The organism is Staphylococcus auricularis (assembly GCF_001500315.1).
Lineage (GTDB): Bacteria > Bacillota > Bacilli > Staphylococcales > Staphylococcaceae > Staphylococcus > Staphylococcus auricularis.
The window spans coordinates 156,028-179,599 of the sequence record NZ_LLER01000020.1 but is presented as its reverse complement, the minus strand read 5'-3'; the positions used below and the strand labels follow the sequence as shown (position 1 = coordinate 179,599).

General features: G+C 36.0%; 28 protein-coding genes. 10 read left to right on the top strand and 18 right to left on the bottom strand.

The window, feature by feature from the left end; genetic code table 11:
• Positions 1-306 precede the first annotated feature (306 nt).
• A complete protein-coding gene (locus APS80_RS09940) occupies positions 307-666 on the bottom strand; it encodes a YSIRK-type signal peptide-containing protein (protein ID WP_059108104.1) in 360 nt (119 codons plus the stop codon).
• Between the two features lie 834 nt (positions 667-1,500).
• Positions 1,501-2,673 carry a multidrug efflux MFS transporter NorA gene (gene norA / locus APS80_RS09935; RefSeq protein ID WP_059108103.1) on the bottom strand — a complete coding sequence of 391 codons (1,173 nt, stop codon included), beginning with the start codon at positions 2,671-2,673 and terminating at the stop codon, positions 1,501-1,503.
• 637 nt (positions 2,674-3,310) lie between these two features.
• Between norA and APS80_RS09930 the strand changes: the two genes are divergently transcribed.
• Entirely contained in the window at positions 3,311-3,931 is a 621-nt protein-coding gene (locus APS80_RS09930) for a DUF1361 domain-containing protein (protein WP_059108102.1), read from the top strand.
• Positions 3,928-4,203: a hypothetical protein gene (locus tag APS80_RS09925; RefSeq protein ID WP_059108101.1), complete on the top strand. Its 276-nt coding sequence runs from the start codon at positions 3,928-3,930 to the stop codon at positions 4,201-4,203. The genes APS80_RS09930 and APS80_RS09925 overlap by 4 nt, the downstream gene beginning before the upstream one ends.
• A gap of 162 nt (positions 4,204-4,365) precedes the next feature.
• On the opposite strand, the gene APS80_RS09920 is transcribed toward APS80_RS09925, so the two are convergent.
• Together APS80_RS09920 and APS80_RS09915 are read right to left on the bottom strand one after the other, a co-directional pair.
• Positions 4,366-4,665, bottom strand: coding sequence for a hypothetical protein (locus APS80_RS09920; RefSeq protein ID WP_059108100.1), 300 nt, complete (start codon positions 4,663-4,665; stop codon positions 4,366-4,368).
• Between the two features lie 75 nt (positions 4,666-4,740).
• Positions 4,741-5,667, bottom strand: coding sequence for a CobW family GTP-binding protein (locus APS80_RS09915; protein ID WP_059108099.1), 927 nt, complete (start codon positions 5,665-5,667; stop codon positions 4,741-4,743).
• Between the two features lie 244 nt (positions 5,668-5,911).
• On the opposite strand from APS80_RS09915, the gene mgrA reads away from it, so the two are divergent.
• The 5 genes from mgrA to APS80_RS09890 all read left to right on the top strand — a co-directional run bounded on the left by mgrA (position 5,912) and on the right by APS80_RS09890 (position 9,390).
• Positions 5,912-6,355: a global transcriptional regulator MgrA gene (gene mgrA / locus APS80_RS09910; protein WP_059108098.1), complete on the top strand. Its 444-nt coding sequence runs from the start codon at positions 5,912-5,914 to the stop codon at positions 6,353-6,355.
• A 555-nt stretch (positions 6,356-6,910) separates the two neighbouring features.
• Complete coding sequence (locus APS80_RS09905; protein ID WP_059108097.1) at positions 6,911-7,786, top strand: undecaprenyl-diphosphate phosphatase; 876 nt, start codon at positions 6,911-6,913, stop codon at positions 7,784-7,786.
• Positions 7,787-7,896: 110 nt separating this feature from the next.
• The gene (locus tag APS80_RS09900) at positions 7,897-8,346 is read left to right on the top strand and encodes a hypothetical protein (protein ID WP_059108096.1); all 450 of its coding nucleotides are present in this window, start codon (positions 7,897-7,899) and stop codon (positions 8,344-8,346) included.
• 7 nt (positions 8,347-8,353) lie between these two features.
• Positions 8,354-8,809 carry a YaiI/YqxD family protein gene (locus APS80_RS09895; RefSeq protein ID WP_059108095.1) on the top strand — a complete coding sequence of 152 codons (456 nt, stop codon included), beginning with the start codon at positions 8,354-8,356 and terminating at the stop codon, positions 8,807-8,809.
• 14 nt (positions 8,810-8,823) lie between these two features.
• Positions 8,824-9,390: an LOG family protein gene (locus tag APS80_RS09890; protein WP_059108094.1), complete on the top strand. Its 567-nt coding sequence runs from the start codon at positions 8,824-8,826 to the stop codon at positions 9,388-9,390.
• Positions 9,391-9,500: 110 nt separating this feature from the next.
• Here APS80_RS09890 and APS80_RS09885 read toward each other — a convergent pair whose 3' ends face one another.
• The 4 genes from APS80_RS09885 to APS80_RS09870 form a co-directional block, all read right to left on the bottom strand.
• Complete coding sequence (locus APS80_RS09885) at positions 9,501-10,040, bottom strand: GNAT family N-acetyltransferase (protein WP_059108093.1); 540 nt, start codon at positions 10,038-10,040, stop codon at positions 9,501-9,503.
• 76 nt (positions 10,041-10,116) lie between these two features.
• Complete coding sequence (locus APS80_RS09880; protein WP_059108092.1) at positions 10,117-10,413, bottom strand: hypothetical protein; 297 nt, start codon at positions 10,411-10,413, stop codon at positions 10,117-10,119.
• A gap of 132 nt (positions 10,414-10,545) precedes the next feature.
• Positions 10,546-10,857, bottom strand: coding sequence for an SA0632 family lipoprotein (locus APS80_RS09875; RefSeq protein ID WP_059108091.1), 312 nt, complete (start codon positions 10,855-10,857; stop codon positions 10,546-10,548).
• 42 nt (positions 10,858-10,899) lie between these two features.
• Positions 10,900-11,370 carry a GNAT family N-acetyltransferase gene (locus APS80_RS09870; protein WP_059108090.1) on the bottom strand — a complete coding sequence of 157 codons (471 nt, stop codon included), beginning with the start codon at positions 11,368-11,370 and terminating at the stop codon, positions 10,900-10,902.
• 87 nt (positions 11,371-11,457) lie between these two features.
• Between APS80_RS09870 and APS80_RS09865 the strand changes: the two genes are divergently transcribed.
• Complete coding sequence (locus APS80_RS09865) at positions 11,458-12,144, top strand: DUF1129 family protein (RefSeq protein ID WP_059108089.1); 687 nt, start codon at positions 11,458-11,460, stop codon at positions 12,142-12,144.
• 68 nt (positions 12,145-12,212) lie between these two features.
• Here the strand turns inward: APS80_RS09865 and APS80_RS09860 are convergent, their stop codons facing one another.
• The 8 genes from APS80_RS09860 to APS80_RS09825 all read right to left on the bottom strand — a co-directional run bounded on the left by APS80_RS09860 (position 12,213) and on the right by APS80_RS09825 (position 19,505).
• Positions 12,213-13,373 (bottom strand): MFS transporter, encoded by a 1,161-nt coding sequence (locus APS80_RS09860; protein ID WP_059108088.1) that lies wholly within the window; start codon positions 13,371-13,373, stop codon positions 12,213-12,215.
• A 226-nt stretch (positions 13,374-13,599) separates the two neighbouring features.
• On the bottom strand, positions 13,600-14,088 hold the full coding sequence (locus APS80_RS09855) for a DUF456 domain-containing protein (protein ID WP_059108087.1): 489 nt from the start codon (positions 14,086-14,088) through the stop codon (positions 13,600-13,602).
• A 9-nt stretch (positions 14,089-14,097) separates the two neighbouring features.
• Positions 14,098-15,312 (bottom strand): sugar efflux transporter, encoded by a 1,215-nt coding sequence (locus tag APS80_RS09850; protein WP_059108086.1) that lies wholly within the window; start codon positions 15,310-15,312, stop codon positions 14,098-14,100.
• A 37-nt stretch (positions 15,313-15,349) separates the two neighbouring features.
• Positions 15,350-16,219: a LysR family transcriptional regulator gene (locus APS80_RS09845; protein WP_059108085.1), complete on the bottom strand. Its 870-nt coding sequence runs from the start codon at positions 16,217-16,219 to the stop codon at positions 15,350-15,352.
• Positions 16,220-16,313: 94 nt separating this feature from the next.
• The gene (locus tag APS80_RS09840; RefSeq protein ID WP_059108133.1) at positions 16,314-17,024 is read right to left on the bottom strand and encodes a ribonuclease FAU-1 family protein; all 711 of its coding nucleotides are present in this window, start codon (positions 17,022-17,024) and stop codon (positions 16,314-16,316) included.
• A 356-nt stretch (positions 17,025-17,380) separates the two neighbouring features.
• Positions 17,381-17,890: a cupin domain-containing protein gene (locus tag APS80_RS09835; protein ID WP_059108084.1), complete on the bottom strand. Its 510-nt coding sequence runs from the start codon at positions 17,888-17,890 to the stop codon at positions 17,381-17,383.
• Complete coding sequence (locus tag APS80_RS09830; RefSeq protein ID WP_059108083.1) at positions 17,890-18,606, bottom strand: YebC/PmpR family DNA-binding transcriptional regulator; 717 nt, start codon at positions 18,604-18,606, stop codon at positions 17,890-17,892. The genes APS80_RS09835 and APS80_RS09830 overlap by 1 nt, the downstream gene beginning before the upstream one ends.
• A gap of 245 nt (positions 18,607-18,851) precedes the next feature.
• Positions 18,852-19,505 (bottom strand): Bax inhibitor-1/YccA family protein, encoded by a 654-nt coding sequence (locus APS80_RS09825; RefSeq protein ID WP_059108082.1) that lies wholly within the window; start codon positions 19,503-19,505, stop codon positions 18,852-18,854.
• A 336-nt stretch (positions 19,506-19,841) separates the two neighbouring features.
• Between APS80_RS09825 and APS80_RS09820 the strand changes: the two genes are divergently transcribed.
• Positions 19,842-20,687 carry a LysM peptidoglycan-binding domain-containing protein gene (locus APS80_RS09820; protein WP_059108081.1) on the top strand — a complete coding sequence of 282 codons (846 nt, stop codon included), beginning with the start codon at positions 19,842-19,844 and terminating at the stop codon, positions 20,685-20,687.
• 189 nt (positions 20,688-20,876) lie between these two features.
• Here the strand turns inward: APS80_RS09820 and APS80_RS09815 are convergent, their stop codons facing one another.
• Complete coding sequence (locus APS80_RS09815) at positions 20,877-21,884, bottom strand: inorganic phosphate transporter (protein ID WP_059108080.1); 1,008 nt, start codon at positions 21,882-21,884, stop codon at positions 20,877-20,879.
• A gap of 12 nt (positions 21,885-21,896) precedes the next feature.
• Positions 21,897-22,514 (bottom strand): DUF47 domain-containing protein, encoded by a 618-nt coding sequence (locus tag APS80_RS09810; protein WP_059108079.1) that lies wholly within the window; start codon positions 22,512-22,514, stop codon positions 21,897-21,899.
• A gap of 522 nt (positions 22,515-23,036) precedes the next feature.
• Between APS80_RS09810 and APS80_RS09805 the strand changes: the two genes are divergently transcribed.
• On the top strand, positions 23,037-23,543 hold the full coding sequence (locus APS80_RS09805) for a GNAT family N-acetyltransferase (RefSeq protein WP_059108078.1): 507 nt from the start codon (positions 23,037-23,039) through the stop codon (positions 23,541-23,543).
• Positions 23,544-23,572 lie beyond the last annotated feature (29 nt).

The following is a 23,572-nucleotide window of genomic DNA, read 5'->3' as shown; positions in this document are numbered from 1 at the left end:
TTTTGATTCACTCTCAACTGATGATTCTGAATCTTCGTCTTCTGATTCATCAGTAGATTCTTCTTCTGCTGATTCATCTTCAGTTTGTTCAGATTCTTCATCTTCTGACGTTTCTTCAGAATCTTGATCTTCTGATTCTTCTTCTTGGAATAAATCTTCTGAATATCCTTCATCAGTTACTGCTTTGTCTTCAAGTTTTTCTTCATGTTGTGTTTCTTCATCTTCTGATTCTTCTTGTTCATGAGTTGTTTCTACATTTCGATCGTCAGATGTTGTATCTTCTGTACTTTCAGTATCTTCAGAAGATTAAGTTGTTTCGCTTTCTTCTGAATCTTCAGTGTTTTGAGAGCCTGAAACATTATCTTCTGACTCTATTTCTTCCGTTTCAACATCTGATGATTCATTTTCAGTGCTTTCTTCTTGAGTTACTTCTGGTGATTGCTGTTCCGTAGTTGCGTCAGAGTGTGTTGTACCTTGAGTTGTTGTTTCTTTATTCTCGTTGTCTACTTCGCTTGCTTGTGCATCATTGTTTACACCAAAGAACAATGTTGCACCAATTAAGATTGAAGCTGTGCCTACAGTAAACTTACAAATAGAATACTTGTTCATACGGTTAGGCAGAAAATCTAATCTTCTGCTACCTGAACGTTTCTTCCGTTTTTTCATGTGCATACCTCCAGATTTTGATTTTGGTACGGATAATTGAAATAAACAAATATTCCTTTTTCCATACAAAATTCATTATAATCAAAATCAGTATATAACACAACTTAATTTTTAACTTTTTATTAATTAACAATTTTTTAATCTTTTTCATTTGCCGTTCAAAATACTTATGTAAAATTATCTTATTGTTATGTATAATATTGTAATAAATAGTTTTTGTTAATGTTATTTTTTAGCTTTTTAAGTTAAGTTATCATGAAAATTTGTTACAAATAGAAATTATTCTAATTGGCTTAATTAACAGATTTCAGCAATGTATTTTAGGATATAAAAGGGATGATATTACCGTTTTGTTTACATTTTCACATAAAACCCTGCGCACAACTATCAGATACCGCAACTATGTGACTACACAACAAAATTTTATGTAACCTATTTACCCTTTCATCACAACTTAAAACTTAATCATTTTGATTTACTTAAATTTTATATTGCGGAAATATCTTGTTTTGCAATTTTTAGCTTTAATTTTTGAATTATTTGTCTTCTTAAAACTGCGATCTCATGTTTTCTATCAGAACTAACTACCAATAATTTTTAAGTAAAATTGGGTAAAATTATTTGGTGTTTCTCAATGATTTCTTTACTTTTATATAAAATATCCTAAACAACATAAAAAAAGAGACTCATTTCTTCATCTTGTGATAGAAATAAGTCTCCTCGAATTAGACACATATTTAATTTTTGTAACAAATCGATTACATTTGTCAGTTTAAAAATCGTGTTTCTTCTATTGTATAATGTTTATCATCCTGATAAGAATAGAAAAATTATTCATCTAATTGGTTTTTCTTTCTTAGATTTCTTCGGACTCCTTTTTTCAATATAAATGACTATAATACCTGCGACCATAATCACCATGGACATAAAGAGTGGTAATTCATAATAAATATCATAAACTGCACCTGCGATCAGTGGGCCGACAAAGTTACCCATACTTGTGAATGTGGAGTTGAGTCCGCCTGCAAAGCCTTGTCTATTCCCTGCAATATTTGAATAATAATTAGTCAGTGCTGGTCGAATTAAATCAAAACCAATAAATACGATAAAACTAATCAACATGATCGGCCAGTAGCTATGAGCTAATGTTAAACTGAATAATACAATAATGGAATAGAGCAATGCACAAATAATAAAGTTTAATTCTGACATAAATTTCATTAATTTATCGAATAAGAACACTTGAATGAACGCACCTAGCACACCACCAACCATGATGGCTACGGAGATATCGATAGGTGAATAGTCTGCTTTATCTGCTGCATATAATGGGAATAATGTTTCGAATGCAGACAATCCGAATGCTAAGACAAATGTTAAAATGACCGGTGTAATAAACACCTTAAGATTAATTTTTGAAATGGTTTCTGTCGAAATGGTTGCAAATCCTGCGTGCGTTTCATGTCTTGGGTTTTTCAATAAGATCACTGACATAATAAGTGCAATGACACCACTTGTACCTGCGACAAAGAATGGAAGACGATGGGAAAATTCAGCGAGGAATCCCCCTAGACCTGGACCAAGGATATAACCAGTATTGATGATACCTGACATATATCCAAAGTTTTTCGCTTTATCTGCACCTGGTGAGATATCTGCAATCATACCAGTAACCCCTGGCATAACCATCCCTGCACTAAAACCACCTAAGATTCTGGATATAATTAAAAGCGCAAATGTATTACTCATTGCGAATAGATATTCTGAAACCGCGTAGAGTACTAATCCAATCACAATGATTAATTTTTTACCTAATTTATCTGCTAAATTACCGCCAAATGGAGAAATAATCATTTGAGCAAAGGCGAATACAGCGACGAGGATACCCAAGTCGCCACCTTTGAGTCCGAGATCTTTCAGGTATACCGGAAGCACTGGAACAACCAAACCTATCCCCAAAAATACTAAAAATATATTAAAATACAAAATTGCTAATTGTTTTTTCATACTTCCGCCCCCAGACTTATTTTAATTCATCAATATCAATAATTATTGATATATCGTTACATAGTTGTTAAAAATTTACCGAACCTGTATTTTATACCATAATATTGTACAAATGCAATAATTTTTCCTTATATAACGAATATTGGACGTATTGCATTCAAATTTGACTACATTTTGCTACTGAAAATAAAAAATAAGCATTCCACCCACTAAAATCATTTATATGTGTACTAAATTATCTATAGAACATATTTTTATACATGTATAATTATTCAATACTCCGCTTAAGCTTTCCGCATTTACATCAAAGAAAAATTGCTTTATCTTATTAATTGCTAAGTATTGAGTAACAGCGTAGTATTAAAAGCTGGTTTGATCATTGGTTTATGGTTTGTATGAACCATTATTCACTCTTACAAAATGTGTCAATCACCAATTATCAATCAATTATCTTAAATTTTATAGCTCACTTAAAAATAAAATGTTCTAATCAAGGAAACAGCTTTCTATATCTCTATTAAAATATTTAAGAAATCTCTACATATAAGTATGACATCAATTGTATACTTTAGTTGTAACAAGTGTGTGTATCTCAAGCAACTTATATTTTTATCCCTTTAGGAAAGTAGGTTCAGTTATGTTAGCGCGTTATATTGCTCGTATCGTTTTCATTGTTTTGATTACGCTATCGTTAACCTATTTTAGTCATATCTTACCGTTTATGACGTTAAATTTAATACTGGCATACATTCCATTTGAATTGTGCTTTTTACTCAAATTGTTTAAACCGCACAAAGCGTATGAATGGCCGTTATTTATTTTATTTGGTTTGATATTTGTGCTCATGGTGCCGAACACCTTTTATATGGTGACGGATATGATTCATTTAAATCAATTTAGTTTTGATTTCCGTTCAGGCCTCGTATTGATGGAATGGGCGCATTTTAGCTTTCTCGTTGCAGGCGTTTGTTTGGCACTATACTGTTTATGCCTTATGTTCTTGGAATTAGATCGTTTTACGACGCATGTTTGGCTTAACCGTGTCTTAGTGGTTGCATTGATGTTTTTAGATGGTTTAGGCATTTACATTGGTCGTTTTTTAAGATTCCATTCCGTGTATCTCATCAATGAACCATCACGTATATTCACGCTCGTATGGCAACAATTTGATCTAAACGCGTTTATATTTATTCTCTTCATGGTGTTGTTACAAGGCCTATTATACCTATTTATGAAAGGAGTTCGTATTGCGAAATGACCACACAAATTTGGATTTTCATTGCTATCATCGTCATTTTACAACTCCTCATAGGTCATTTTCTTCATGACATCGGTTTTAGCTTATTACGTAGCATCCTGCTCATGTTATTGCCGTTTGGTATTGGCGTATTTATACTCCAATTAAGTTACTATGAACGCTACTTCCCAGAATGGGACGTGCCTGCGAGAGAAAAAATCCGTCTTGAAATCATTTACCTTGCAACGTTTCTCGAATTTGTAGCACTATACCTATTTTTATTTATATTTTAAAAACGAATATCAATTGATATAAAAAACACACCCAAGTCTATTGGCATAACAAGTATTTTCCTAACACCTGTTTTCATTCACGGGGTTATAGCACCTTGCTGATTGAAAATAAATCTGCGCGATTCAACTTGTTACATCCGTACTTGAGTGTGTTTTTGTTGTTTATATCAAATTGTTTAATTTTGCATATAGGAACATGGAAGCCACAAATAAACCTAATGATAGGATTGTCAGTAAAAATGTTAATAGCATCGTACGCTTGAAATGCTTGATGAAAGCCACAAAAAAGATGCCGCCATTATAAAGAAAGAACAACCCAAATAAGACCATCATTAAGTTAATATCAGGATAAATGATATTGGCTAGTAATACGATAATCGCAAATCCTAGATATGGCAAATGAATGGTGTTTCGTTCGAATTTACGTTGATTCTCAAGATATTGTTCACTGTTTTCAGCCATTAACCTTCCCTCTTTCTTTCATATTCTCCCATTATAATCTCACTGCATCAAACGTTCAATCCTTGTCAAGAACAATTAAGTGAATTGTAACATGTCTAACTGATTTCTTAAGCGATCTTCATCTAATTGTTCGCCAATCAATACGACTGTGAGTGGTACATCTGCGTCAATCACTTCATACTCTGGAAATAATCCTGAAAATTGGAATGTGTAAACCGTTTCTGGTTGATCTTTAAATGACACAAATCCTTTTAACCGAAGTACGTTTTCTGGTAAACGTAGGATAAATTGATTGAATAACTGACGTTGAATTGGTCCCGTAAACGTATACTTCATCGAATTGACGCCATGATGTGAATGATGGTGTGTATGGGACAACTGCGCATGATCCTGAGTTTGGCTCCATTCTGTATCTGAAATTTGACCATACGTTGTTTCAATATAATGCGCAGTTGGATTTAATTGTTTGATATTTTGAAGCGCTTCTTGATCTTGTTCAGTAATTAAGTCCATCTTATTCACAAGCAATAAATCACCATATTTAATTTGACGTTCCATCAACCCGTTCACGCTTGATGTATATTGGTCCCGCTTCACATAACGTAAAGCATCGATCAACGTGATGACAAAAGGTTGTTCAATATCATTCACTATACTCGGGTCTTGGCATGCGGCAATAATTTCTAAAGGTTCTGCGATACCTGTTGCTTCTATAATAATGTGATCGATATCTCCCCGTTTGTTAAAAATGTTAAGCTGTTGTACTAAATCTTGATTTAATTCACAGCAAACACATCCGTTTAATATGGTTGCGGTTTCAATGTCGCCATTGACGAGGTGTCCATCGACATTAAAATCTCCAAATTCATTTACAATTATTGCAGGTTTCTCATTATTTTTTAATAATCCCTTAATATAATGGTTGAGGAATGATGTTTTTCCACTACCTAGGAATCCGGTAATGATTGAGATTGATAATGACTTGTCTATTGTCTTTTTCATTATAGTAACCGTCCTCTTATTTACATAATAGATAATTTTTTAATATAATTAATATGTTAGTAGATAAATTTTGTTATAGCATGTTGCTTTATGAATTTCGAAATATCTACAACAACTTATACATACTTTCAAAATCATATATATCACCTATGATAACGTATGTAGTTCGTCATGCGATAACAAGACGAATTCGGATCCAATTTAGAGAGAAACAATATGGATAGAATGTCTGGAGGAGAACTTTATGTCAGAATCACTAAACTTGAAGGAACAGTTTTGTTTTAGTTTATACAATGCGCAAAGACAAGTAAATCGCTATTATTCAAATCATGTCTTCAAAAAGTATAAACTAACATACCCTCAGTTCTTGGTATTAACCATTCTGTGGGCAGAATCACCAGTAAACGTAAAAAAAGTTGTTACTGAATTAGCTTTAGACACAGGCACCGTTTCACCGCTCCTAAAACGTATGGAACAAATGGACCTCATTCATCGTGAACGTTCAGAAATCGATCAGCGTGAAGTATACATTCACCTTACACCTAAGAGTGAACAAATTCGCCCTGAACTCGATACTGCATGTAACGATGTGGCTGCGGCTTCTTCATTAACTCAAGAAGAATTTAAAGAGCTGAATCGTTTACTTGATAAAGTGATTACAGCTTTTAACGAATATAAGAAAAATTAAATCACATTGGGGATGGTCACCAAGCTGTCTGACAATAAAGTTCATCAACGCACAGTACAGTGTGCAACGACATTTAATCTATGAAAGATGAACAATGAGAAGTGCGTGACATGAATCTGCATGTAGGGATCAATGTTAAATCTCATCCCCGATGATGACTTACAATGTTAGAACACAATCATTAGAATGAAATAATGATGTTATGTGGGTGGGACAAGGAAATCTACGTCAATTTAGAATTCCAGAACCGCCCCTTTTTTGTGTAATGATCTTTTCATGGCCCTCGTTCATTTCACGTCTAACTCATTGGTCACGCGTCATATTTCTAACTCAAAGTTCCTATATTTTAACATATTTTCAATTAAAGCACCGTGTGGTTTGATTAAAAATGATGACGATATACGCATATTTCTCTAGTTGAACAAGGTCTTATCCCTTCTAAAACTTTAGTCTTATTTATTCTATATATGTAGTCACGATTCATTTTAATGTGCTATTATATAAACTTGATGAAAGATGTACTCGAAAATTTAAGATGAAGAAAGTAGGTTCTGTATGATTATCATTGAATTGTTTAAAGCTATCATTCTTGGTATCGTCGAAGGTTTAACAGAATTCGCGCCCGTCTCATCTACAGGACACATGATTCTCGTGGATGATATGTGGCTTAAATCTAAAGAATTCTTAGGCTCTGAAGCTGCATTTACATTTAAAGTCGTCATACAGCTAGGATCTTGTTTTGCTGCAGCATGGGTCTTTCGTGAACGCTATTACGAAATGTTACATATCGGTAAATATAAACAAGAGGAAGCAACTACCCCTGATGGTAAGCCTCCAAAACGTTTAAATTTACTTCACATCATCGTCGGGATGATTCCAGCTGGTATTCTCGGTTTATTATTTGATGATTTAATTGAAGAATACTTATTCAGTGTTCCAACTGTAATGATTGGTTTATTCATCGGCGCTGTTTACATGATAGTTGCTGATCTCTTTAGTAGAAAAGTGAAAAATCCGCAACATGTCGACCAAATTAATTTCTTCCAAGCTTTTGTCATCGGTTTATCACAAGCCATTGCAATGTGGCCTGGATTCAGTCGTTCCGGCTCTACTATTTCAACCGGTGTCTTCATGAAATTAACACATAAATCTGCGTCTGACTTCACATTCATCATGTCTGTACCGATTATGGTCGCAGCAAGTGGTTTGTCATTAGTGAAAAACTTTGAGTACATACACCTCAGTGACATTGGCTTCTATATTGTCGGATTTATCGTCGCATTTATTGTCGGTTTAATTGCGATTAAAACTTTCTTACACCTAATCAACAAAGTTAAATTGATACCATTTGCGATTTATCGTATCGTACTTGTTATCTTTATCGCGATCTTATATTTCGGTTTTGGTATCGGTAAAAATATCACAGGTTAATCCTATTTTAACCTCTAAAGCATGTAGTGTTATACAATCGCTTTGGAGGTTTTTTTAGTATATGATAGGGTAATAATAACAATAGTAAATGGATATGGAGGCAGCGCTATATGGATAAAAAACAAGTTATTAAAACGATCATTACCGTTGCGCCAGTATTTTTAGTGCCACTCATTACTGGACGTAAACGTTTTAAAAATCATCCTGATGTACAAAAGGTGACACGTGCGACAACGCAAACGTCTAAAACAGTCGCGCATAAAACAGTAGATGCTAAAAACTATGTCGTTGATAAAAAACATCAACACGATCAAAAACGTGAACTTAAACGTATCGCTAAAGAACATGATCCAGCATACATTAAGAAAAAAGGAAAAAAACTCGCTAAACAAAACCTTAAAGAAGCGAATAAACTCGATAAAAGATTACAAAAAACAATCGATCAACGACATAAAGCAGAAGAAAAAGCACAACAGAAAAATAAAAAACATCGCCTCTCAGAACTCAAAAAATATGAGAAACATCATGCGAAAAGCGAAAAAGAACAACCAGAAGATTAACTAACTCATGACACGTGTAATTATTGACGGAGATGCTTGTCCGGTAACTCAATTCGTGATTGAATTAACCGAAGGGACAGGCATTTTTACTGTGATAGTTCGGAGTTATAGTCATTATTCTTCTGCTGAGCAACCTGAACATGTAACTACAATCTATGTCGATCAAGGACCCGATGCTGTGGACTATAAAATTGTTCAACTATGCGAGTCATCTGATATCGTAATCACTCAAGATTATGGTCTCGCTAGTCTATTAATTAATCGAGCGGCAGCCGTGTTACACCATTCAGGTAAAATATATAACGCGTCAAATATCGATCAACTGTTAAATCAACGTTATCTGAGGGCTAAGCATCGACGTAGTGGAGGTCTCACGAAAGGACCACGCCCCTTTACAGAACAAGATCGAAAGCTTTTTGAACAGAGATTTTCCGAAATCATTAAACCATATCGCACAGTGTAGGAGGAAATAAAGAGATGAAACGAATTGCAGTATATTGCGGTGCAAGTAAAGGTAAAGATCCAGTTTATATGGAAACCGCTTATCAATTAGGCAAATATATGGCTGAACACGGTTATGAACTCGTCTTTGGTGCAGGTTCCGTTGGTATTATGGGATCCATTCAAGATGGCGTTCTAGACGCAGGTGGCCATACGATTGGTGTCATGCCAAAAATGTTAGATGAACGTGAAATTACAAGCGAAAAAGTCAGCGAACTCATTCTCGTCGACTCCATGCATGAACGTAAAAATAAAATGGCAGAACTTGCTGATGCGTTTATTATGGCGCCAGGCGGTGCAGGTTCACTCGAAGAATTTTTCGAAATGTATAGTTGGTCTCAAATTGGTATTCATCAAAAACCAATGGCTGTCTATAACATCAATGGTTTCTACGAACCGATGCAAAAAATGCTCGACTATATGATTGAAGAAGGCTTCATTGATGAAAAATATCAACATCTAGCACCTCTTTGTGATACTAAAGAAGAAATTATTGAAGCGATAGAACATTATAAACCAGCTGGCATCCGTACTTACGACTGATGTCCCTCTTAAAATGATTAAGAATCAAAATAAAGCGAGTTTACTCACCACTGTGAATAAACTCGCATTTTTTATTGCGCCTTCATTTAGACGCCTCATCTCAATTCATATTATATAGCTTTGTAATATCTGACTTGCCGCTTTAATGGATGATACTTACTCAATTCAGGCAGTTCAAATTGCTCATCTAGCGTCATTCCAATATGCGTCATGACCTTTCTAGAAGCTAAGTTTTTCTCTGCTGTCATCGCATAAACTTCCGGAATACCCTGATTCGCTGCGTAATCTAAAACAGCCGTCGCACCTTCTGTAGCAAGACCACGGTTCCATACATGGGGCATGAGACGCCATCCAATTTCATAAAACGGTAAATCATCAAATGGATAACTGCTTTCAACAGGGGTGTAATTTAAACCGATAAACCCTATCCATTCTTCACTATCCTTTAACATGGTCGCAAACAAACCAATGCCTTCACGCTCAATATTTTCCTGCATGCGCTGCATATCTAATTCACTTTTGCGATAACTGAGTAACGAAAGAAAATAACGGCGTACTTCTCGATTCGCATTCATCTGCTGAAATGGCAATAAATCTGTCCCTTGCCAATCTCTCAAGATTAAACGTGACGTTTCAATATAATTTGTCATATATCCTCCATATGTCGCTATCTCACATATTTCTAACCTACTTGATGCGTTATCTACCCACAATGATGGGTGTACATTAAGCTTTAGAAATATAACTCATCAATTCAATATGTACAGGGACTTGTTTCAATTGTTCACGCTCTGTTTTAAGCGCTGTAAAGGTCGCATCAATATAATCTTGTTGATGATCTAAACGATAAGTGACTACAAATGTGTCGGTATCAGATTCAAAATTAGGTAGGTGTGCAATGACACGTTTAATTTCACCTGTTGTATCTGCTACACGTCGACCTGTAATATTTTCAATTTCTTTACCTAACTCGGGTAAAGTCATATCGCGTCCCTCTAATAATCTAAACTCTTGTTCATGCATCTATATCACCTCAGTATAAGTTACTTATTTCATACATTATACATTGTTTTTTAAAATTGGCCATCCAAAAGCCCCTATTAAATCGCGTATGTGGTTCCATACCCATATCTATTTCAGTTAAAACGACTAGGCCTAATCAGAAGATTCAGCTTCTGAGTTTTCATCTTCGCTATTTTCTTCATCTTCCTCTGTTGCACCCGTATCTTTATCTTCATCATCCGCGTCATCTTTCGCAGAACCGTGATTGATGTCTGATTCTAAATCTTCAGCTTCTTTCTTAAGCTTTTCTTCTTTTTTCTCAAGTTCTTTTTTCTCTTCTTTGAGTTGTTTATTTTGTTCTTCGAGTTGTTTAACGTCTTTTTCGAGCGATGCTTTTTTATCACTTTTACCGCAAGCGGTTAATACTAACGTGGAAGCTAGTAAAAGTGTCATCCATTTTTTCATAGTGTGCTCCTTTGTCACTGAATCTTTATAGGCCTTATTTTATCATTCTTTATCGTTCGGTTCACTATCTGTGGTTAAAGATTTCCGCATCACATACTGATCGATATCATAACCTAAATGTTGATTTAACCGAACCATCTCAGTGTTATGCACTTTTACAGTACTCGTAATAGCCGAGGCACCTTGTTCCTTAGCCCATTGTTCTAGGTTTTGTTTTAACTGTGTTCCGATATGTTGATGTCTATACTCAGGTTCGACGTAGAGGAATTCAATGAGCACAGTTTGATTTTGATCATCATAATGTCCCCACACTACTCCCGCTAATTGATCATGATCAAACACCGCTTCAATCAAGTCATCTTCATAATAAAGTCTTCTATATATCATCTCCGCTCGTAGTCCGGTAGAAAATGACGTCACTTCGGAGACGAAGCCTTGTTCATAGAGCTGTGTTTCATGTAACTGTGCAATGGTCATAATCCATTCATTGTCTTCAGCTTTGATACGTCTCATTACGATTCCTCCCTTAACGTTGATTTATCAATCATTCTTAGTCATAATGACAATACACGATATCTTATAAAAGGGCTGAACAAATCAATGAAATCTACGCAAAAACTCACACGTGAAAATAATGTTAAAGCACTGAGGCTAAACAACACAGATAGAGAGATATTTGAAAACTACATGAATTATGTCCGTGCAGATGTACGGGTTAACCCTCATGATTCTGAAAAAATGTTAAACCGAGTACTCAAACAATTATTATCCGCTGAAGATGAAGGTTTAATGGCACTAGATTTCTTTGACCACGATCCTAAAGCCCATGCTATAAAAGAATTAAAGGCGTTACCGAATGAAACGATACGCAACATTTTCAAATATATCATGAATCATATTTTATTAATACTTGGTATCTTTGCCTTTTTAAAAGGATTTATCGGGTTCTTTGTCGGTTTTAACCGTATCTATTTATATACGTTCCCGATCTCCCTCATCCTAGGCATTATACTCATCTTTTTATTTATTTGGCTTATTTTTAAAACGATTCAGCTACAATGCTTTAGTCGACCGAGATGGGTTTGGTTATTCACGTACGCTTCAGTCATCATTTTGCTCATCTTATTTTTCTATACACTATTTATCCCGCAGTCCTTTTTAGCTGTGGGACCAGCCATTTATATAGACAACTGGGTCTTCATCATTCTTTCATTCATACTAATTCCACTTGCATTAATACTTGATCATTACAATAATAATAAAGAAAATTCAACTTCGCTATTATAGATTAAGCATAAAAATAGGTGGAGGTTCTTATTCTAAGGACCTCCACCTTTTTAATTTGGTAAAAATAATTATTGTACGACGTGATCATGTTTTTCGACACGCATCGTAATGAGTAAGAAGATCAATCCGATAAATGTTAACACCGGTGCGACAAGACTAAGTGAGCTAACTGGAAGTAGATCGATGACTACACCACCCACATAAGCACCTAAAGCATTACCTAAGTTAAAGGCAGATTGATTCAAGGTACTCGCTAACGTAGGTGCATCTTGTGAAACCAAGGTACTTTTGAATTGAAGTGATGGGCTCATACTGAAACCGATGAGACCAAATAAGAACACACCTGCGACCATGACTACACTGTTCATTTGGATAAAGTATAGTGCTACGAAGTACAGAATAAATAGTACAAATATAATACGTAAAGCTCGGTTAACGTCCCAGTCTGCAAGTTTACCACCAACAACATTACCTAGAGTCACCCCGATACCAAAGATGATGAGAATATAAGAAATGAGATTTTCTGGTACACCAGAGACATCTGTTAACACTTCAGAAATATAAGAGAAGTAAGCGAACACACTACTAAATCCGAAAAGCGTAATGGCTAATGTGAGCCATAATCGTTTGTCTTTTAATACTTTTAGTTCGTTGATGACAGAACTTTGGATTTGTTCTTTTTGTGAAGGTACCAATACGATAATACCAATCAAAGTTATAGTACCAATCACCGCAATCACTGCGAACGTCATTTTCCAACCTAAACCTTGGCCGATTAATGTACCAAAAGGAACGCCTAAGATATTACTCATGCTTAACCCCATGAACATTAATGCCATCGCACTCGCACGTTTTGATGGACTGACCATGCTCGCGGCTAAGATGGAACCTATGCCGAAGAATGAACCGTGTGCTAATGAAGTGATAATACGACTTGTCATTAAATAACCATAACTTGGACTAAATGTCGCTGCCAAGTTACCTACTATAAATATCGCCATAAGCAGAATTAACAAGTGTTTACGATTCCATTTAATCGTTAACATGACCAAAATAGGTCCACCAATTGCTACACCAAGTGCATAACCGGTAATTAATTGCCCTGCCTGACTAACCGTTACATCTAAATCTCGCGCTACGTTAGGTAATAATCCCATAATTACAAACTCTGTCATACCAATTGCGAATGCACCAATGGCAAGCATCCAAATTGCTACTGGGTATTTCATCTTAAGCCCTCCTTACTTTTTAAAAAATAACACGAGGGAGATTATACAAAAATATTCCCCAGATAAACAACATCTTGCTTATAATTTTTTATATTAAATTTTTGTTTTGTTCAATATTAATTATTGTAAATTTTGTAAAACATCTTTGGGATTGCTCAATATGATGATTTTTTCTGCATAAAAAAAGTGTCTGTATCACGATTGAGCAATACAAACACAAATGGATTTAGTTCACTAATAATGCGTCTACGAAGAACCATACCATCATTACGATGAGAATGCCCGCTTTAGCGATCGAACTCGTTAGAAAAGCAACGACTGAACCAAAACTTGCTTTCAACGCTTTAAGGACATCAGGTTCTTTGATGAGTTCTACGACAAACACCAAGATAAATGGCACGATGATAATACCGAATGGTGGGAAGACAAAGCAACCAATAATGACACCGATGAGTGCCGCATACTCACTTAATTTTGATCCGCCGAATTTACTGACAAAATACTTGTTCGTCACAAAATCTGCAACAAACATGAGCACTGTCAAAATGGCCATTGAAATGTAGAAAACCCATGAAAGATGACCATTATGAAAGCCGAATTGATAGATTAAAAAGCCAATCCAAATCATGAGGACTGACGGAATCACCGGTTTAATCAATCCGACAAAAGCGAGAATAAATGCTGCAATAATGAGTAACCATAAAAGTACTGACATATTTAAAACCTACTCCGTATCTTGTTTCGTGAATTTTTGAGATTTGGTCATGTATATGATACCTATTCCGATAAAGAGTGATAAAGCAGAAATAAAGAATACATTACCTAGCCCAACCATATCACTCATGTAACCGCCAAGTAAATTACCCCCAAGTTGGCCTAACACCATAGCATTCGCAAATAATGTGGAGGCATAACCTGGGAAATCCGGTAAGATATCTTGGAAGTAACTAATACCTAAGCCGAGTAAAATAGCTAAAAAGAATGCGAGAAAGACTTGGCCGACTAACATCATTGCGACACTGTTAAACACACCGATACTAAAATAAAATAATCCGCCTGATATGCCACCTAAGATCAGCAAATAACGGGTACCGATTCTCACTGATAACGCACCAAGGAGAACCATAAAAGGCACTTCTAACCCAGCACATAAACTCGCTAAGTAACCGACATATTTTTCATCTTCTCCTAAATGATTCGTTACAAATAGCGGCATGTTTAACGTATACATCCACTGACCAATATGTAATAAGATAAATGCGATAAAGGGTAAAAGTAATGTTTTATCCTTCAACATATTCGGCGCTTTTGCTTCAACCTGTACTTGATCGGAAGTGACTTCTCCAGAAGATGATTTAGGTTCTTTGAAAAAGAGCACTTGCATGATTAATGTGATTAAAATGATTGTCACCGTACCGCCAAATAGACCAGCATAACCTTGCCACTCTCTCAGTAAATTACCGATTAATGGACCGAATAAAAAACCAAATGAGAACATAGATCGTAGCACTGCATTCGCGAACTGTGCACGATCGCTTGAAGCTGATTGGTTAATCGATTCTCTTGCAGAAGCATACATTTGAGGCATGGCAGGCGCAAACAATCCTTGGAATAGCGCGTACATAATAATAAAGAGCCATACGTTATGCACATAAAAATAAATAGAAAAACTCACTGCTCCCATAAAAAGTGCTGTCACAATGAGTAACTTTCTATTAATCCGCTTCGTATCTGAAAAACGGGCGATAATCGAATTAACCGTAAACTGACTGATCGCAGCTAATGCAAGCAACCATCCAAATTGCGCTGTCGTCATTCCTAGGTCATTCGTCGCAAATAGGACTAAGAACGGGACAGTCGTCGCAATCCCGATTCCCAAGAACATCATGTTGAGGAGGAATAGCTTATAGTTTTTAATCTTGAACAATGAGGTAATCATAACGGTGTTCCCTTCTTCTTTAAAATGTGCGAGAGATTTATTCTACGTCATTTTGGCGCACAAAGTCCATCAATAATTTTATAAATGAGTCGACTTGCGGCAATTGTTGCATACTTGCGTCATAACATAGATACGTTGAACGAATGAGGGGTGTGTCATTGACATTCACCCGTTGGAACGCAAAGCGATCTCGGTCGATATGCTTCATCATAATCTCAGGTAATACGGTCACACCGACCCCATTTAATAACATTTCTTTACATGTTGCTACTTGATCGACAGTAATCATCGCATAGTATTCTTGGTTTAACTGTTGATTGTACCAATTTTTAATTTGATTGATGTATATCGGATCTGCTTGAAACTCGATGAAGGGCTGTTTCGTTATCGCTTCACTGCGATCAGTAGGATAAATAAAATAGTGTTCATCATTAAATAAATGGGTATTCGTTAAATTCATCATTTTGTTGCCTCGAATAATCATCACGTGGTAATCTTGGTGATTCGCTTTGATTTGTTCACTCGAACCCACTTGCACTTGAACTTCTACATTTGGAAATTGTTGTGTATATAAGTGGAGCACTTCAGGCAATAGTGTTTGCCCGATAAGTGACGAACAACCAATTGAGATGGTGCCGTTGACTTCCCCCATATGCGCTTGCATTTTATCTCTAAAAATACGTTCTCGATTCAACATATCTTTCGCATGCTCTATAATCATACTACCTTCAGTTGTCGTGATTAATTGCTTTTTCGTACGAATGAAAATATCGACACCAAATGCACTTTCAATCGCTTTTAGACGTTGGGTCACTGCAGGTTGAGAAATATATAGGATTTCTGCCGCCTTTCTTAATGTCTTTGTTTCATCTAGCGTTGTTAATAAGCGATAATCTTCAATTTTCATAATGTTCCCCCTGTGCATGTTATGAACTGATTCGAAGCCAAACCTAGAACGCCGTATCGCTCCGTAATGACACCCTGCTATATATACCGCTTCGTTAGCGGTGATTCATTTGTTTAAAATCTTTAAATGTTTTATTTTGAGTTACCCGTGTTTTCGTCGTTGTTGTTTGTGCTTTATGATTTTGAGATTTGACCTTTTCAGCAAAAGGCTTATGATTGCCTTTCGTAGGTTTCGTATTTTTTCGATGCTGTTGCATTTTCGTCCGTTTTTGATGTTTCGCTTTGATCTTGTGATAGCAGTACATGATTTTATCTTGCATTTGTTGGAAATCTTCATCGATACGTATCATTAATTGGTGTGCGATGACATATGCCTCGTGATATTGTTTACGTGTAATTTGCCCTTCTTCTAACACGTGTAATAAATCATCTTCATCGACCAATTCATATTCCCCTTTGGGTAAAACTAATACATCTAAGCACAAATCTAAGGTACGCGCGTTCCCTTTTTGCGTGATATTCTTGATATTAATATCAAAATAATATTCCAATGGATTCCCCTGATCATCCAACATCACGGTGATACTGTACCGTTTATTTTCAGGTAAGATTTGTAACCATTGGTAGTGGTCGTCTGCCACGACAATCTTTTGTCCTACGACGGTTACTTCTAAAGGCTCTTTCACTTTGTTCATAGTTACAAGACCTATGATGCCTTTAAATTTATTATTGTTCACTTTCACTTCTGTGTATTCTCTATCATTGATACGACGCCAGTGACGTTTATCAATATATTTTACTTTCACTGCCATCAACTCCTTGTTATTAATTATATAGAACTGCTATCTTAATGTCATCTAATCTTTAATAACTCGTTTTTTATATTTAATCATAACCATATTTTACGATTTAGGTTCAAATATATTTATTTGTGGCATCGCATGTATTTTACAGAAGTTAGAAAATGACTGCGCTCCTTTGACATGGATAATTTAACATCTATATCCCTTTCAACATCATTATTTCCCACAAATGACACCCTAAAAAACAAAAACAGCGATTCTTATTATTTTGTAATAAAAACCGCTGTTTATATAAAGTTAAAGTTCAGCATTATGAACTTTACACCGTGTTAAAATGTTTAGCGACAACCTTCCACATTTTAAGATTGGGATGCCTCTACCTCAGCTTCAGTCAAGGCATATTGAAGCGCTTGATGTGCTAAATCAGGAAAGTCATGCTCCAATGTTTCTCGTGCAATCATTTCAAACGTCTCGAATTGAAATGCTGGCTGACACATACAACCTACGAGCGCATACTGCTCAGGTTGTTCCACGGAGGAAGCGAAAATCGTTCCTTTTCGCACAACATATTGCAAGACATCACCCGCTTCAACATTCGGACCTAACGTCACTGTCTCATAATGGCCTTCTGGATCGATTAAATGTAGTGTCAACGTTTGGCCGGCATGAAAGTACCATATTTCATCCGCATCGATGCGATGATAATGTGAAATATTGTCATGCGTCAGCAAGAAATAAATGCTAGAATAGCTTTCCCGCTTCAACGTTTCATCATAAGCGCCTCGAATCGTCTCTTTAAAATAACCACCTTCAGGATGTGGTGCGAGTTCCAATGTATCGATGAGTTGCTGTATAGAATCTTGTGCCATTATTTCAACTCAACATTATGGAAGACATTTTGCACATCTTCTAAATCTTCAAGTACGTCAACTAATTTTTCAAATGTTTCCTGATCTTCAGGAGAGAGTTCCACTTCCGTTTGTGGTAACATTTCAAATTCTGCTACTTTGAACTCATCTACGCCAGCAGATTTCAACGCATCTTGAACTTGTGCGAATTGATCCGGTTCTGCATAAACCACCACAAGGGCATTTTCTTCAAATACATCGCGAACATCCACTTCTTGTTCCATAAGTGACTCTAAAATGTCATCCACATCATGTCCTTCAAATGCGAAGACACCTGTGTGGTCAAACATATATAATACTGAGCCGGATACACCCATATTGCCGCCATTCTTACCGAATGCCGCTCTCACTTCTGATGCTGTACGATTCACATTATTTGTTAAGGCATCAACGATGATCATAGAACCATTGGGTCCAAAGCCTTCGTAGCGTAATTGGTCATAGTTTTCTTCGTCGCCACCTTTAGCTTTTTCAATGGCACGATCAATAATATGTTTGGGTACTGAATATGTTTTCGCTCTTTCTAATGTTAAGCGTAATGTTTGGTTGGCTTCTGGATCAGGTTCACCTGATTGTGCTGCCACATAGATTTCTTTACCAAAGCGCGCATAAATACGACTCGTATTTTTATCCTTTTGCGCTTTTTTCTCTTTTATATTATTCCATTTACGTCCCATGGTTTCATCTCACTTTCTCAAAATCATGTCATAGATATTATCATTATACAATAAAAGCGTTGATATACCTAGATGTAAGCTAGAGACATTGTCATAATCTCTTCAAAGAGCTAAACAATGTGCACAATATCTCTGTTTCGTTGCATCATAACAAAAGGAGATAGAACAACACAATCCTCGTGTCTATTCTATCTCCTCTATTTTTATGTCTCTATTGAAAACAATAAAAACACTATTTTCATTCTTTATTTTCTAACGCGATCAGCTAATCTAAACACATCTCTTACGATATTGAGTAAGTTGATGAATAGATTGAAACCGAGCTCACGTGCATTAAAGTTACCGCGTTTCATACGATTAAAGTCAAAGATCGTATACATTAAGAATAATAGTAAACCAACGATTGTTGTAATGGTATGATAAACCGGATTGTTAATAAAGATACCAACAATACCAGCGATAATGAGTGATACGAGGATTACAAATAAGTATCTTCCCATACCAGATGCATCGTTGATTAAGAAGTAACCAATTAAGCCGAATACGATAAATGCACTGATTGCGAGAATGACGTTTTTATAGAAAACTTCTGCGCCTAAATTTTGCAAGTAAATAGTAAATGTCGCAAAAGAAAATAGCCCAATCGCAAGTGTATAGATGTGAGACATTACGATACCATATTTACGCCCGTGTTTAATAAATAAGTTAGCTAAGACAAGAACAAGTAACACGAGGGATAATGGTTTTCTCCATTCCATAGGTAAGAATTGTCCGAAATAGCAACCCACACCAAAGATAAGCCAATAATAGATAAAGAATAGCCATACTTTGCCGTATGATTTACTTTCAGATTTCTCTTTTTTCTCTTTCTTTTCCTGTTTCGATGCTGTATCAGCCATGCGATAGGCCCCCTTTTTCTTATTGTAGTACTGTTTACATTTTCACAAAATCTACTACCCTAATCAAGCAATTCAATATGTAACCAATTATTACAGGATTACGTACTTTTTATAAAAGCTATTTTTATGTAATTTTTAATCATTCCCGTCATTGACGTATTTTTAAGACTTTAATTTAAAAAATCAATTATTACTAAATGTTACATCTTCATAACAAACCCCCACAGCTGCTCTAATTTTTGTTACGATATGAATTGTCTTATTATCCGAATAAATTTAAATACAAAAAGAATATAAGTCATTTACAGACTTAGTTGAATTAAAGGAGGAGTATCGTTGAAAAAGTTAGCTTTTACCCTTACTGCAGCATCAGGGGCTGCAGCGTTCTTAGCTAGTCATGACGCTGAAGCTTCGACTCAGCACACAGTTCAATCCGGTGAATCACTTTGGAGTATTGCACAACAACACAATACTTCAGTAGATGCCATCAAAAAGAACAATAATTTAACTGACAACATGGTGTTCCCAGGTCAAGTTCTTACAATCGGTGGTAGCTCAAACAGCTCTAGCTCTAGTTCAAACCAAAGTTCTAAATCTACACAAAGTACAAGCCAATCTTCTGGTAGTACACATACTGTAAAATCAGGAGAATCATTAAACATGATCGCTAACCAATATGGTGTGTCTGTAGATGCGTTAATGCGTGCGAATAATTTAAATGGTTATTTAATTCATCCAGATCAAACATTAACAATTCCTAATGGATCAACATCAACTACATCTGGTGGAGGCAGTGGTAGTAGCGCTACTCAAAATAACTCATCACACTCAACGAACTCTCCAGTGTTCAACCATCAAAACTTATATGACTGGGGTCAATGTACTTGGCACGTATTCAATCGTCGTGCTGAAACTGGTCAAGGTATCAGCACTTACTGGTGGAACGCTGATCACTGGGCAAGCAATGCAGCTGCAGATGGTTATTTAGTAGATAACAGACCTGAAGCTGGTGCAATCTTACAAACATACGCAGGTGCTGTAGGACACGTTGCTTATGTTGAACAAGTCAACCCAGATGGCAGTCTTCTCATTTCTGAAATGAACTACAATACACCACCAGGCGTGGTAGATTACCGTACAATCCCAGCATCAGAAGTATCAAGCTATAATTACATTCATTAATCATTTTTTATTTACCCTTCGAAACTTAGCCATTACGGTTAGACTTCGAAGGGTTTTTTCATGTTAAAAATATTCACTACACAACGAAAAAGGCATGGGTTTAACTGACTTAGTTAAATCCATGCCTTATTTTATATTGTTATGAGAATATGTAGCCACCTACACGTCAAGTGCGATGTAGCAATCATTTTAAAGAAAAATATCAAAGAAGAAAAATACCAAGGCTGCGAGTATAGCAGAGATTGGTAACGTAATCACCCAAGTAATGACCATGCGTTTTGCCGTATTCCATTTCACACCTTTAATACGGTTTGACGCACCTACACCTAAAATAGATGAAGATACGACATGCGTCGTAGATAATGGGAAGTGTAATGACGATGCGACAAAGATAGTTAAGGCAGAAGATAAGTCAGCTGCTGCCCCGTTGGCTGGACGAATCTTCATGATGTTACCGCCAACGGTTTTGATAATCTTCCAGCCCCCTACTGCGGTACCTAGACCCATCGCTGTCGCACAGGCCACTTTAACCCAGAACTGTGGTTCCACGCTACCGCCATTTTGTAATCCAGCGACGATTAACGCTAACGTAATAATCCCCATAGATTTTTGTGCGTCATTCGTTCCGTGAGAAAATGACTGTAGTGACGCAGTAAAGATTTGAAAATATCTAAAGTTGCGGTTGGTTTTTGTTAGATTTGCATTTTTGAATACAATTTTCACAACGCTGTAAATACAAAATCCGACACAGAATGCAATTAAAGGAGACAATAACAGCACGATAATGATTTTTGAAAAACCTTGATAATGTAACACATTAAAGGAATGCTGAGACGCAATCGCTGCTCCTGCTATCGCACCAATTAACGCGTGTGAAGAAGAACTTGGTATCCCGTACACCCACGTGATTAAATTCCATGCAATCGCTGCGATGATGGCCGCAAGCACAACGACTAATCCATTTTGTAGTTTGAATGGATCAACGATATCGCTTGTAATCGTTCCAGCAACCCCTGTGAACGTCAATGCACCGATAAAGTTCATAATTGCAGCTAGGAAAATAGCAACCTTTGGCGTCAATGCTCTCGTCGATACGGCTGTTGCTACCGCATTGGCTGTATCATGGAAGCCATTGATAAAGTCAAAAATCAAACTGAAAATAACAATCGCAATCGTAATGACAAGTATATAATCCATTTTGAAGTCTCCTTAGCTATTTTTCATGATAATAGTTTCAAAATTATTTGCTACAGCTTGACATTTATCGGATATTTCTTCCATACTTTCATAAATTTCTTTAATTTTGATTAATGTAACTGGGTCTGTTTCACTGTTGAAAATATGTTTAATAGACTGTCTTAGAATGCCATCACAGTTTGTTTCGAATTCTTTAATGTTAATAGAATGAATACGCATGTGAGATAATTTTTTCTCAACGAGTAGCCCCACTGCGAGTTTCATTTCAGCAACGGCTTTTTGAATGTTATCTACAAATTCAGCCATGTAATCGTCCGTATATTCGATTGAATACATTTCAAACATTGCTGATGTTTCTTCCATCGCATCTAACACATCATCAATCGCGTTACACAATGATAAGATATCCTCGCGTTCGATTGGTGTAATGAACGTTTGGTTCAGATCAGATATCACCTGATGCATGAGTTCATCACCGTGTGATTCATAAGTTTTAATGTTATCTGAGTAAGCTTTAAGATCTAGGTGAGTATTAAAATCCATTTTGCCAAACTCTATTGCTGCGCGGTCTAGATTATAGACCATCTCTTCTAGTTGAATCATAAACTTATCTTTTTTCTTATTAAACATTTAATAATCCTCCGATTGGGGCCAAAACATAAATACATTTGTACCTCCATTACATTTATGTTTGCTCCGCTTCAATAAATTTATTTAATCCCTTTCGACACAAAGACTGATAAGATACGCGTCCGACACAAAATAGCCCCCATGCTATTTCATCTCGATCGACCATAATGGTGGCATAATCTCATAAATCAAAAATGTCTTAACTTGAAAATAGCACAAAATTTACAATCTCACAATTAAATTTACAAATTCTTAACATTCAAAATGCGGTTCTTCTATTCCACCTCAAAATTTCCACAAAATCCCTTATTGTGTTAATCTATGTAGTGCAACTCAATCGAAAAGATACGCAACGGGCGCCCCACCCATTTAAAAGACATATCAACTTTACGATGAGATACACAAAATGTTTTGTATTTGTTAATATTTTTAAACGTTAAAAAATTTCTTCTAAATTTAAGTCATTGATTTAATTTTATACTATAATAGTATATAGAGATTTACGAATTGAGGTGAAATGATATGTCGCATATGATTCGAGAAATCAGTATTAAAGATGTAGATGAATTTGTCTCTCTAGCAAGTAAAATATATGATGAATCTGATTATTTGGTATACAACCAAGGTGAGTATGCACCCTCTAAAACAGATGCCATCGATCACCTTGAATACTTTATTACCTCACCGGCAAACGCCATCTTCGTAGCAGAACATAATGGAGAACTTGTCGGCTATACGATTGTGACGACTGAAAGTTTAGAACGAACGAAACATGAAGCGAAAGTGACCTTAGGTGTGATACGTCATTATCGTGAGCGTGGATTAGGTCGTGCCCTTATTAACTCTGTCGAAGCCTGGTGTACGAATCATCAAATTCGTCGCATCGAAGTATCGGTCGTCCCTGAAAATACCACAGCCGTTGATATGTTCAAAGATGCCGGTTTTAAAATTGAAGGCGAATTACGTGATAAATTATATATTGATGACCGTTATTATAATAAATACGTCATGGCTAAATTATTAATTTAATACAACCTAACTTCATACAATGAGTCACT